This window comes from Aquimarina rubra (genome assembly GCF_042684305.1).
In the GTDB taxonomy this organism is placed as follows: domain Bacteria; phylum Bacteroidota; class Bacteroidia; order Flavobacteriales; family Flavobacteriaceae; genus Aquimarina; species Aquimarina rubra.
Map to the genome: position 1 here is coordinate 280,415 of NZ_JBHULE010000008.1, position 12,924 is coordinate 293,338.

At 34.8% G+C, this 12,924-nt stretch carries 11 protein-coding genes; 7 read left to right on the plus strand and 4 right to left on the minus strand.

The genetic code is table 11. From position 1 onward, the window contains the following. Window positions 1-33 precede the first annotated feature (33 nt). The 4 genes from ACFSR1_RS05470 to ACFSR1_RS05485 all read right to left on the minus strand — a co-directional run bounded on the left by ACFSR1_RS05470 (window position 34) and on the right by ACFSR1_RS05485 (window position 4,692). Window positions 34-882: a hypothetical protein gene (locus ACFSR1_RS05470; RefSeq protein WP_378290411.1), complete on the minus strand. Its 849-nt coding sequence runs from the start codon at window positions 880-882 to the stop codon at window positions 34-36. Next, window positions 879-1,124: a hypothetical protein gene (locus ACFSR1_RS05475; RefSeq protein WP_378290413.1), complete on the minus strand. Its 246-nt coding sequence runs from the start codon at window positions 1,122-1,124 to the stop codon at window positions 879-881. Before ACFSR1_RS05475 ends, ACFSR1_RS05470 begins: the two co-directional genes overlap by 4 nt. Before the next feature lie 164 nt (window positions 1,125-1,288). Further along, window positions 1,289-2,260, minus strand: coding sequence for an NAD(P)H-dependent flavin oxidoreductase (locus ACFSR1_RS05480; RefSeq protein WP_378290415.1), 972 nt, complete (start codon window positions 2,258-2,260; stop codon window positions 1,289-1,291). A gap of 119 nt (window positions 2,261-2,379) precedes the next feature. After that, window positions 2,380-4,692, minus strand: a complete 2,313-nt coding sequence (locus ACFSR1_RS05485; RefSeq protein ID WP_378290417.1) for a type IA DNA topoisomerase — start codon at window positions 4,690-4,692, stop codon at window positions 2,380-2,382. Window positions 4,693-5,014: 322 nt separating this feature from the next. Here ACFSR1_RS05485 and ACFSR1_RS05490 point away from each other — a divergent pair, with 322 nt between their 5' ends. The 7 genes from ACFSR1_RS05490 to ACFSR1_RS05520 all read left to right on the plus strand — a co-directional run bounded on the left by ACFSR1_RS05490 (window position 5,015) and on the right by ACFSR1_RS05520 (window position 12,764). Continuing rightward, the gene (locus tag ACFSR1_RS05490; protein ID WP_378290419.1) at window positions 5,015-6,175 is read left to right on the plus strand and encodes a pyridoxal phosphate-dependent aminotransferase; all 1,161 of its coding nucleotides are present in this window, start codon (window positions 5,015-5,017) and stop codon (window positions 6,173-6,175) included. 155 nt (window positions 6,176-6,330) lie between these two features. After that, window positions 6,331-7,395: a chorismate synthase gene (gene aroC, locus ACFSR1_RS05495; RefSeq protein WP_378290421.1), complete on the plus strand. Its 1,065-nt coding sequence runs from the start codon at window positions 6,331-6,333 to the stop codon at window positions 7,393-7,395. Between the two features lie 4 nt (window positions 7,396-7,399). Beyond that, on the plus strand, window positions 7,400-8,485 hold the full coding sequence (locus ACFSR1_RS05500) for a BF3164 family lipoprotein (protein WP_378290423.1): 1,086 nt from the start codon (window positions 7,400-7,402) through the stop codon (window positions 8,483-8,485). A gap of 402 nt (window positions 8,486-8,887) precedes the next feature. Continuing rightward, on the plus strand, window positions 8,888-10,210 hold the full coding sequence (locus ACFSR1_RS05505) for a dicarboxylate/amino acid:cation symporter (RefSeq protein WP_378290425.1): 1,323 nt from the start codon (window positions 8,888-8,890) through the stop codon (window positions 10,208-10,210). Window positions 10,211-10,320: 110 nt separating this feature from the next. Next, window positions 10,321-11,760, plus strand: a complete 1,440-nt coding sequence (locus tag ACFSR1_RS05510) for a pyridoxal phosphate-dependent decarboxylase family protein (RefSeq protein ID WP_378290427.1) — start codon at window positions 10,321-10,323, stop codon at window positions 11,758-11,760. Window positions 11,761-11,888: 128 nt separating this feature from the next. Continuing rightward, window positions 11,889-12,287: a hypothetical protein gene (locus tag ACFSR1_RS05515; RefSeq protein ID WP_378290429.1), complete on the plus strand. Its 399-nt coding sequence runs from the start codon at window positions 11,889-11,891 to the stop codon at window positions 12,285-12,287. Between the two features lie 87 nt (window positions 12,288-12,374). Next, the gene (locus tag ACFSR1_RS05520) at window positions 12,375-12,764 is read left to right on the plus strand and encodes a hypothetical protein (protein WP_378290431.1); all 390 of its coding nucleotides are present in this window, start codon (window positions 12,375-12,377) and stop codon (window positions 12,762-12,764) included. Window positions 12,765-12,924 lie beyond the last annotated feature (160 nt).

Sequence of the window (12,924 nt, forward strand, 5' to 3'; positions counted from 1 at the left end):
CAATTGTTATGTAACGTATATTAGATTTAGTTTTCAATTTTCAAATGTTGGATCAGGCCAGTCTAAAGTATTCCAATTATTGTTGTTCAACATATTCATTGCTGCTCCAAATACCTCGAGATAATTATCACGGTTTTTGGATACCATATCTGAAAATTCGTTATCCGGGTTATTCAATTCATTGATGGCGTATTGAAGATTAGTTTTAGCTTTTGTTGTATCTCCTTCATTATATAATATCCAAGCATAATTATAATAATCTTCAGGATGATTGGATTCTGGATTCAACAGATCAATATATGAGGTTTGAAATAATGTACTTTCTTTAGTAAGAAAGGATAAGGTGAAAAGTAAAATAATTATTCCTAATACTATTTTACTAGTAGAAAACACGGCTTTTTTCTTTAGTATTATAAATAAAGAGCCAGCAATTGTTAAAAAAGCCGCAATGATTAGTTCTTTAGAACCTGGCCAAAACAAAGTTTTAAAACAATAGGTTAAACTACAAAATCCAATAGTTACAAATAGAATTGATTCGGGTATTTTAATTTTTTTGGTAATTGAGTAAATTAAAATACCAATCGAAACCAGTAACAAAATCTGACTTCCTATGATTGTCATTTGATTACCAAAAGGCCAGCGCATTAGTTTGAATAGGATTCCAAAAATTAACGGAATAGAAATGAGCATCATTGCCGACTCTATTCGATGCTTCTTCTTTATCAAAGCTACAAGGCTGTAGATCGGAATCAACATAGCCATTAATAATACACCTAGTATTAGGAATTCATTACCTCCTCTATAAGGAATTAATGTTTTTGATACTAGGCCTAAAAGAGCTAAGGCAAAAGAAAAGAGTAGAATGTATTTAAGTATTTTCATTTATTTTGAGCGTTATAATTAAACATAACCTTTTGATCTGGTACTAAATTACTTTTATTCAGAATTCCGTGATAACTTGCCTGATCAGCAGAGATATTGAGCTTAATTGAATCTTCAATAATTAAGGGAGAATCCAATGGTATTTTTTCTATGCCTTTATTGGGAATTCGTAAGTATCCAGCCGTTTGTCCTAAGCTTTCTTCATAAAGATAAAATACCAATTCGGGATTTGCATCTCTCATTTATATAGTTCCAATCCACAACTAGGTAAAGATATTTTATCATTCTCTTTTTGACATCCAGCTATGGATATCGATAGCATACATAAGATTAGAATCTTACATCTCATGATAATCAGTATTATGGATAAGACGATTCTAAACAAAAATATTACTGATCCCTCTATTTACAGTAAACCGCTCAACCTTTGGGTGATGAGATGGTGTGATTCTTTCATGATACGGTCAATGAGTTCTTTACAAGTTGGTATATCGTGGATCAATCCTACAACCATTCCACAAGACCAGGCTCCAACCTCCATGTCACCTTCCATCATAATTTTAGGATATACCCCTGCAACTTCTTCGATAATATCTTCAAATCGAATATCTTTTCCCAGTTTTTTTTCCTTTTCCAGTAAACGCTGTACTGCGGTATTATTCATAACACGTTCTGTGTTTCTTAGAGGTCTCATCACTAATCGCGTATCTAATTCGGTAGCATCCAGAATCGCTTGTTTTACATTCTCATGCACCGGGGCTTCTTTAGTCGCTATAAATCGGGTTCCCATATTGATGCCTTCTGCTCCCATTGCTAGTGATGCAACTAATGAACGGGCATCTGCCATTCCGCCGGAGGCTAAAAAAGGAATTTCCAATTCGTCGTGTGCACGTGGTAGCAATATCATATTAGGGATATCATCTTCTCCCGGATGACCCCCGCATTCGAAACCGTCTACAGAAACCGCATCACAACCAATGGATTGTGCTTTTAACGCGTGTCTTACCGAAGTGCATTTATGAATTACCTTAATTCCTGCATCTTTTAGATATGGCAAAACAGCTTCGGGATTACGTCCTGCAGTCTCAACAACTTTTACGCCACCTTCAATAATCGCTTTGACATAACCCGGATAGTCAGGAGCGTTAACGGTGGGCAGGAAAGTAATATTTACAGCAAAAGGCTTTTCTGTTAGGTCTTTACATTTGGCGATTTCATTAGCCAAATCGGCTGGTGTTTTTTGTGTTAAGCCCGTAATTGTTCCTATACCACCTGCATTAGAAACGGCAGCTGCCAGTTCTGCAAAGCCTACATAGTGCATTCCACCTTGCATAATAGGGTGCTCAATACCAAAAAGTTCAGTTATCTTAGTTTTCATTATATATTTTTAGCGTTACGATTTATCGGATTATTTCTCGACTAAAGAAACGCATAATTCCCTAATCAAAAAGCATAATGTATAGCGATTTATTCACAAAGTGCTGTTGTATCTCTATTTTAGGTTAGATCACCCTTTAGAATATTATATACCAATTCTTTTGACATAGGTTTGCCAGCAGTCTTATTTCTAACGGTTTCAAAAGAAAACCTAAAGTCGCATCCGTTTTTAAATTCACTACATCCATAAGCCGTTTTTCCTTTTAGAATATATCCTGTTTTACATTTTGGACAAGGCATCTTTTCAGAAGTGCTTTTTGGTTTTAAATTTTCTTTTTGTTTTTTTTCTTCAAGAACCAATGAATAGTGTTCATCAAAACGTAATAATCCTTCTACAGTGCCATTTTCTGATGTAAAGCCTTTTAGATTTACAGTACAGCCTTTTTTTAATAGTCGTATATATTGCTTTTCGGATATTTTTTTACCCAGATAGCTAAAAGGTAAATTAAAATCACAACCTTCTTTATAAGCACTACATCCATAAGCAGATTTTCCTTTTAATAACATTCCCTGACCACATTTCGGACACTTTTCTGAAGTAATTGCGGTAGTTTGTTTTACTTTTTTTTGAGTATGCTTTTTTGTTTTTTGATCTATTGTATGCGATATATTAGCTCTTGTTTTTTCAGTTCTCACCTCATACACCAGCTGATCTACCATTTTTTTCATGTTCTTTATAAATGCACCGGCGTGAAAAGTGCCTTTTTCTATTTCTTTAAGTTGCTTTTCCCACCTTCCGGTTAATTCGGCAGAAATAAGGAGTTTGTTCTGGATCGTATCAATGAGTTGTACGCCTGTAGTGGTTGGTAAAATTTGCTTTTTATTACGTTCTATATATTTTCGTTTAAAAAGTGTTTCTATAATATTAGCACGGGTAGAAGGTCGTCCAATACCATTTTCTTTCATAAGCTCTCGCATTTCATCATCATCCACTTGTTTGCCAGCAGTTTCCATGGCTCTTAGCAAAGTTGCTTCGGTAAATTGTTTGGGTGGTTTGGTTTCTTTTTCCAAGAAAGAAGGTTCGTGTGGACCTTTTTCACCCTTTACAAAATCAGGTAGGATACCAGTTTCTTTTTTAGTGGGAGTATCCGGATTTTCGAAAACAACCCGCCACCCTTTTTCCAGAATGACTTTACCGGTGGTTTTGAATGGAACTTTTGCCGCTTCACCAATCACAGTGGTATTCGCTACTTTACAATCATCATAGAACACAGCTATAAAACGTTTCACAATAATATCATAGACTTGCTTCTGATTGTATTGTAGGTTTATCTGTTCACCTGTTGGAATAATAGCGTGGTGATCCGTTACTTTTTTGTCATTAAATACTTTGACAGATTTTTTAATCTTTTTACCTAATAGTTGTTGCGTTAGGGCATTGTAATTGGTTAATTTCTGAAGTATTCCCGGAACTTTTGGATACACATCATTTGGTAAAAAAGTAGTATCAACTCTGGGATAGGTTACTACTTTTTGCTCGTATAACTTCTGAACAATTTTTAAGGTTTCGTCTGCAGAAAACCCGAATTTGTTATTACAATATACTTGCAATCCGGTAAGATCAAATAATTTAGGCGCATATTCTTTACCATCTTTTTTGGTAATAGAAATTATTTCAAAATCACTTTCTTTTACTTTATTGGCTAACAACTCACCATCTTTTTTTTTGTAAAACCGTCCGTCTTCATAGCTAAACAGTGTATCTCTATATAAGGTTTGTAACTCCCAATAGGGTTGTGGTGTGAAATTTTGGATTTCCTTGTATCGATGAACTACCATCGCCAGTGTAGGTGTTTGTACTCTTCCTATCGATAATACTTGTTTATAACCGCCGTGTTTTACCGTATACAATCTGGTGGCATTCATTCCGAGTAACCAATCACCAATCGCTCTAGAATACCCTGCATAATAGAGATTGTCGTATTGTTCTGATGATTTTAGATTATTAAAACCTTCTTTTATAGCCTCGGTTGTTAATGAAGAAATCCATAAACGCTGTACTTTTCCTGTATAACCTGCTTGATTAATCACCCATCGTTGTATCAATTCTCCTTCTTGTCCGGCATCCCCGCAATTGATTATCAAACTGGCTTTTTCAAAGAGTGATTTTACGATATTAAATTGCTTTTGGATTCCCTGGTTATCCACAACCTTAGTCTTGAACTTTTCAGGAAGCATTGGCAGATTATTCAGATCCCAACTTTTCCAGTATGGTTTATAATCATTGGGTTCAAACAAGGTACATAAATGTCCAAAGGTGTAAGTAACCGCATACCCGTTTCCTTCATAATAGCCATCACGTTTTGTATTCGCTCCCAAAACGGTAGCGATTTCTCGTGCAACACTCGGTTTTTCGGCTATACAAACCTTCATGGAATTATTGGGTATTTAAAATAAATCTAATGCTATAGGAAATTTCCATTTTTTCTATTTTTCATAAAGAATATGGTTTAAAATATAAAGCTAATCAGTTATTCCTTTAATTAATTTCTAATGTCCACTGCAAACTGCCTACTGCGCAGTAGGCAGTTTGCAGTCGTTTGTTTAAAAATTTAGCGAGTCGAAAATTACGGATTTTTATATAGAAATGATAGTAATCTTTTGATGTGTATATCACGTTTTAGTTTGCCAGAATCACGATTTTGATAGGAAACAAGCTATATATCGGTCAAATTTGTCTAAAACCTTTACCGATATGAATACACCAGGATTTAACAGAAGAAAATTTTTACAAGTAGGAGGAACCTTTGCTGCGGTGAGTATTGCAACACCGTTAGCGTTTGGTGCATCCGTATTTACAGATGGAGGGGATCGACCAAAAGATACCGAGGAGAATTTAAGATTATTCTCTAATGAGAATCCATATGGTCCGTCACAGAAAGTTTTGGATGCCGTTTCTAAACATAATAACAGAATTAATAGATATGCATCTTTTCATACTCATGACACAGATAAGCTAAAGAAAACTATAGCACAACAGCAAGGTATTGAAGAGAATCAGGTGATTTTAGGTCATGGCTCTTTCGAAATATTGTGCATGCTTACCAGGGCTTTTGGACAAGAACAAAACAGTATCATTGTACCTGCGACTACATTTAATGTTACCGCAGCTTTTGCGGATAGAATTTTTGACCACAAAACGCTTAGAATACCGCTTACCAAAGAAATGGATATCGACCTGAAAGCTACCATATCGGCTGTAACCAAGGATACGAAGCTAGTATATATCTGTAACCCTAATAATCCTACCGGAAAAGCATTATCAGCTGCTGATTTAACTTCTTTTTGCAAAAATGTTTCTTCACAGACCTGTACGGTTGCTATTGATGAAGCATATATAGAGCTAATGAATCCTTCAAAAAGACCAGATACGATTCAGTTGTTACGAGAAAAGTATAATGTATTAATTATAAGAACTTTTTCTAAAGCCTATGGTTTAGCTGGTTTGAGGGTTGGATATGCCGTGGGGTTGTCACAAACAATAGCAAAGCTTCATCACGAATTTTATAGTTTTGGCGGATTAATCAGTAATCCCGGAGTAGTTGCTGCCATGACCGCTTTGGAAGACAATAAATATGTGGATGTTTATCGAAAGAGGAATGCCGAAGTCAGGTCGTTTGTGGAAAATAACTTACGTAAAATGGGAATAAAGTATTTGGAAAGCAATACCAATTTTATACTAATGGATGTAAAAGATAGCAAACGTTTTAGATCCGAATTAAAACCATTTGGGATGGCTATTGTTCCTGGTGGAGGAAAACAGTATCCTACTTGGGTTCGGATTAGTATTGGTACGTTGTCACAAATAAAAGTTTTCTTAAAAGCTGTTGAAGGAATGGAATGGTTGAAAGTATAAAATAGCTTAAATGAGTTCAAAATAATCATAGTGTAAAAAAAGAGTTTGAAATCTGAAAGAGTTGCAATTTTCAGGATAGAAACACCGGTTTTTCTGTCAAATTACTACCGAGTTTTTAAAGATTAACAAGTACATTTGTTGAAAATTGTTTTTTAATGGCAGGAAATACATTTGGAAACCTATTTAAGGTAACCACTTTTGGAGAATCACACGGAGTTGCAATTGGTGGAATCATTGATGGATGTCCATCTGGAGTGCAATTAGATCTTGAAGCCATACAGGGCGAATTAGATCGTCGTAAACCGGGACAATCAGCTATCGTTACGCAGCGTAAAGAACCAGATACCGTAGAATTCTATTCAGGAATTTTTGAAGGTGTAACTACAGGAACTCCTATTGGGTTTGTGATTAAAAATGCCAATCAGAAATCAAAAGATTATTCACATATAAAAGATTCGTACCGACCTTCTCATGCTGATTATACGTATGATCAAAAGTATGGTGTAAGAGATTATCGCGGTGGTGGTCGTTCTTCTGCCAGAGAAACAGCCAGTAGAGTAGTAGCCGGAGCTATTGCTAAGCAAGTACTTTCTGGGATTACTTTTAATGCATATGTAAGCGGAGTTGGAGCGATTAAATTAAATAAACCGCACACCGAACTTGATTTTTCGTTGACCGAAAGTAATATTGTCCGTTGTCCTGACCCCGAGAAAGCTGAGGAAATGGAACAGTATATCAAGCAAATCCGTAAAGAAGGAGATACCGTAGGTGGATTGGTAAGTTGTGCAATTTCTGGCGTACCTGTTGGATTAGGAGAACCTGTGTTTGATAAACTACACGCAGAATTGGGGAAAGCTATGCTATCTATAAATGCCGTTAAAGGATTCGAATATGGTAGTGGTTTTGCCGGTGCTGAATTAAAGGGAAGTCAACATAATGATTTATTCAATGCTGACGGAACAACCAAAACCAATTTATCAGGAGGGATACAAGGTGGAATCTCTAACGGAATGGATATTTACTTTAATGTGGCTTTTAAACCTGTAGCTACTATTATGCAAGATCAGGAAACCATTGACAAAGAAGGAAATATTGTCAATATGCAAGGTAAAGGTAGACATGATCCTTGTGTAGTACCAAGAGCCGTGCCCATAGTCGAAGCAATGGCAGCATTGGTTCTAGTGGACTATTGGTTAATGAATCGTACGATTAAGAAGTAGGTTTATGTCCAAGAATCTTTTTACAAAAGTGTTTTTTTCAATACTGTTGTGTCTTTTTTTTATTAATGTTCAGTCCCAGTCTTTAGGAAGAGAAAAGTACAAAGAACTTACAAATAATGATTTCGTAGAACAGATTGATTTGGTTTCAAAACCTTTTGAAATTGGGTCTGGCAAATTAATTTCTCCTTTAAGAATCATACCAGTTAATAATTATTTAGTAATTCATGATTTAGAATCGAAGAAGCACTTACATGTTATTGATATTGCACAAAAGAAATATATGGGTTCATATATTGATATAGGTAGTGGATCAAATGAAATGTCTAATATTAGTGTTTTAGAGGAAAGCGGAAAAGATTCTTTTATAATATGGGATGGTTACAATAAGAAGTATCTCTATTCTAAAATAGAATATTTACTAAATTCTGCAACTAATTTTGTAAGTGGTACGCTAGATGAAAAGGGATATTTTTATTTTCTGAACTATTATGAAGAAGTGAATAAACTTTGGTATGCAGGACATTTTAATGAGGGTTACCGTTTATATCAAAAGGACATAAAATCAGGAAAAGTAAAAAAATACGGAAAATTATTAAGTGCTGCAAAAGGTAAATTGAATACAATTGAGGTTAAGAATCATTTATCAGCGGCTAAAATTGAAAAAGGTAATAATCATATTGTGTTTGCGTATGAAACAGTTCCCTTGCTAGAGGTTTTTGACCAGAATACTAAAGAATTTATTTCTGTTTTTATACCTCACAGCGAACCACCTATTTATTATGCGGTTCAAGAACAACAAAAAGTGGAAATTGGGAGTACCAACGGTTCTTTATATGAGTTTTTAGATGTTAAACTAACAGATAAATATATTTACGCAGTTTATAGAGGAGAGGAATTTACTAATACAGATCCAATAAAAAGTGTTGTTTATGTCTTTGATTACAACTTAAAACCTATCAAGTTGTATTACCTGGATAAAGAGGTGACATCCATAGCGGTATATAATGATGAAATTATGTATGGTTTAAATATAGCTCCATTAATTCCTGGACAAAAAGGTAAGTTATTAAAATATGATTTAAGGAAATAGTTGGACTATTGGTTAATGAATCGCACGATTAAGAAGTAGGTTAGTTTTTGAGTTTGTGAGCCTTTGAGTAGTTGAGTCTCTGAGTGATTTTGTCATTCCGGCGTCCGCGTGTCGCTGAAGCTTTAGCGGAGGCACAAGGCTTGAATCTATTTTCATTTTGAAAATTTACAGTAATTGAGATTACACAATTATGTAATATGAGAAGAAAAGTAACTAAATTGAAAGTCCCAGTTTATGGATTATAGCCTATGGTGGAATGATATTCTGTTAACGCATTTATTCTAAAATACAAAAAACTAAGACATTCACACTTCTAACTTCGTAAATCGTAATTTATAAGGTATTTTTTTGTTTTTAATTTATATCTTCGACTTTTTGTATTCAAAAAATTAGATAATTCACATGAAGAAACTTGCATTGCATTGGCAGATAATGATCGGAATGATCGCTGGGATATTATTCGGATTTTTAATGACTCAGTTATCTTGGGGAAAAGGATTTACAGGAGATTGGATTGCTCCACTAGGTACCATTTTTGTAAATCTTCTAAAGTTAATTGCTGTTCCTTTAATTCTTGCTTCTTTAATCAAAGGAATTTCTGATTTAAAGGATATTTCAAAATTTAAAACAATAGGAGGGAGAACGATTATAATTTATGTAATCACTACAGTTATTGCCATTACTATTGGATTGTTATTGGTTAATGTAATGAAACCAGGAAATGGTATTACCCCCGAAACTATAGAGAAGTTAACTACAGAGTATGCAGGCAGTGCTAAGATATCAGAACGCATAGCCGAAGCTGGTAGACAAAAAGAAAGCGGGCCATTACAATTTGTGGTGGATATGGTGCCACAGAACGCCATAAAAGCAATGAGTGATAACAAAATGATGCTACAAGTAATATTCTTCGCTATTTTCTTAGGTATTAGTATGTTATTGATTAAAGAAGAACAATCGGATCCTTTGAAAAAGTTCTTCGATAGTTTAAATGAAGTAGTTCTAAAGATGGTAGATTTGATTATGCTTTCTGCACCATATGCAGTATTTGCATTATTAGCAAATGTTGTTGTGACATCTGATGATCCAGATATATTATTGGCATTATTGCGATATGCTGGAGTTGTGATATTTGGTTTAGCACTTATGATAGTGTTTTACTGTATTTTGGTTTCTGTAATTACTAAAAAATCTCCGCTTTGGTTCTTAAAACAAATTAGTCCAGCGCAACTATTAGCGTTTTCTACCAGCTCTAGTGCTGCGACATTACCTGTTACTATGGAAAGAGTAGAGGAGCATATCGGAGTAGACAAAGAAGTATCAAGTTTTGTATTACCAGTTGGTGCGACCATAAATATGGATGGTACTAGTCTATATCAAGCCGTAGCTTCCGTATTTATTATGCAAGTATTATGGCCAGAAGGACTTACATTTAGTAACCAAATCACGATCGTTTTGACAGCACTTTTAGCATCTATAGGTTCTGCTGCGGTTCCTGGAGCAGGAATGGTAATGTTAGTAATCGTTTTAGAAGCGATTGGTTTTCCTTCAGACAAACTTCCTATTGGATTAGCATTAATTTTCGCAGTAGATCGTCCGTTAGACATGTTACGAACAACGATCAACGTTACAGGAGATGCTACTGTGTCTATGATTGTTGCTAAGTCTGTAGGTAAATTAGGAGATCCAAAAGTAAAAGAATGGGACGACCATTATCAAGGCTAGTGTAGCTTTTTCAAAATATTTTGTTATTATTTTTCTAAAATTCAATGCTTTTTACATAAGATATAACTAGGGTTTTTACCTTTAGTGCGAATTGATTAATCAAGCTCGACATGAAGGAAAACATACCCATAGATGAATCATTACAGAAACTATATAGTCCGTCTGATTTTAGGCAAATTGGTCATCAGTTGATTGACATGCTTGCGGATCATCTGGATAAGGTACAATCACAAAAAGAACTTCCTGTTCTCAGCTATAAAGATCCCGAAGAAGAATTGGCCTATTGGAAAGAGGATATATCTTCTGATACTAATATGCTGGATTTTTATGAAAAGATTCTAGAACGATCTATTCATGTACATCATCCAAGATATATGGGGCATCAGGTAGCAGTACCTTCGGTGATTAGTAGCCTTTCTGGATTAGTCACAGATTTACTAAGTAATGGTACCGGAGTCTATGAAATGGGAATGGCCTCTAATGCCTTAGAAAGAATTGTTACAGACCTTGTTGCAAAAAAAATTGGATACGGATCAAATTCAGCCGGTTTCCTTACTTCCGGAGGTACTTTAGCGAATTTAACAGCATTACTAGCAGCTAGACAAGCCAAAGCTCCCGGTTCGGTTTGGGAAGATGGTCACAATGAAAAATTAGCAGTTTTAGTTTCTGAGGAAGCGCATTACTGTATAGATCGAGCTGCTAGAATATTGGGGTTTGGAGCAGAAGGGATTATAAAAGTTTCTACAAACAAAATGTACCAGATAAACACCTCTTTACTTGATCAATCTTTACAAGAAGCAAAAAGCAAAGGATTGACTGTTATTGCTGTTATTGGTTGTGCTTCTTCCACATCTACAGGTTCTTACGATGATTTAGAAACTCTGGCAACCTTTGCTAAACATCATAATCTCTGGTTTCACGTAGATGGCGCTCATGGAGCCGGGGTAGTCTTTTCTGAAAAATATAAGTATCTGGCTAAGGGAATTGACCAAGCAGATTCTGTAGTACTAGATTTTCATAAAATGCTATTGACACCATCTTTAAACACAGCTTTGGTTTTTAAAGAGGCTACAGAATCTTATAAAACCTTTGAACAAAAGGCTCAGTATCTATGGGATTCTCAGCAATCCAAAGAATGGTATAACTCAGGAAAAAGAACGTTCGAATGTACTAAATTAATGATGTCGCTTAAGGTATATTCGATTCTCAGAATGCACGGAGAAGATATCTTTGAGAAAAATATTGATCGATTATATGATCTAGGAAAGGTATTTGCCCAAATGATAAAAGATCGAGATGGCTTTGAGTTACTAATAGAACCTGAAGCTAATATTGTGAATTTTAGATATACAAACACCGTTTTAGAAGACTTAAATGCTTTTAATTCTGAAATTAGGGAACGATTGATCTTATCAGGAAAATTTTATATCGTACAAACTATGATTGGGGATCAGCGATATCTGAGAACATCCTTAATGAATCCACTAACAGAAAAAGAAGATTTTATGGCATTGTTAGATGAGATAGAAATCATTGCAAGCTCTTTGTAATAAAGCTGATATTAGCTAATTTTTTGATAGTATAATAAAATCTTTACATTATAACTAACGTTATATAGCGCAACGGATGTTGATGAACTTCATCTATAAATATATTTAGGAACCAACACACAGAAAAAATGAAACGTTTGTATATCTTACTACTTTCTCTTTTAATAATAAGTTGCAGTAATGACGATGACAGCACTAACAATAGCTTAGTCGATTTACAAGGGGAATGGAATTTGGTGAACATCATCGGTGGATTTGAAGGAATCGATCAGGATTTTGAAAGAGGAACTATTATTTGGGATTTCAATGAAACTGATGGAACGATAACGGTTACCAACAACAGTACAATAACTGATGTTTATAACGGTTTGCCTTCCGGTACTTATGACTATTCGGTGATGGATTCTGGTGGCTCAGATGAACTTATTGTCAATGATATCAATCTAGGTACCTTTACTGTTACTTCTATAAACCTGACTATCATTCCACAATTTAGAGATGGATTCGAAATTCGATTTGATCGATAGGAGACCGCAGCGTTATTTCTTTTTTAATACGCAACCAAAAGAAAAATATATCATCTATTAAGTAAATTAACTAAAACACGGTGATTTATGAAACGTTTTTGTGTCCTATTACTTTCCATCATATTGATTAGCTGTAGTAATGATGATGACAATTCAACACCCACGCTTCAGGGAGAATGGAATCTAGTGAATGTGTCAGGTGGATTTATAGGGTTGGATGCGGATATTGCCAAAGGAGTCATAGTTTGGGATTTTAATACGACTACCGGTATGGTCACCATAGTTAATAATAGTACTGATACTGATATAAATACGATATTACCTTCCGGAACATATTCATACAGTGTTTCTGCACCCGCAGATGCTGATACACTTGTGGTGAATGATGTGAATTATGGAAGAATCAATTTAGAAAATATGGTCTTTACCGTAACAGAATCTTTTGATGATGGGTTTATCTTTCGTTTTGAACGATAGATAATACTGGTATCGTACAATGATATGAAAATATCGGAAGCATTATAAAAAACAAAAGGGTTAGAGATTACCCTTTTTTTTATGATTATAAGTAAAGTTTTAGTCTTTGTTGATTTTCTGTTATATTTCATAAGTGTTTGATAAATAGTGAATTGAGTGT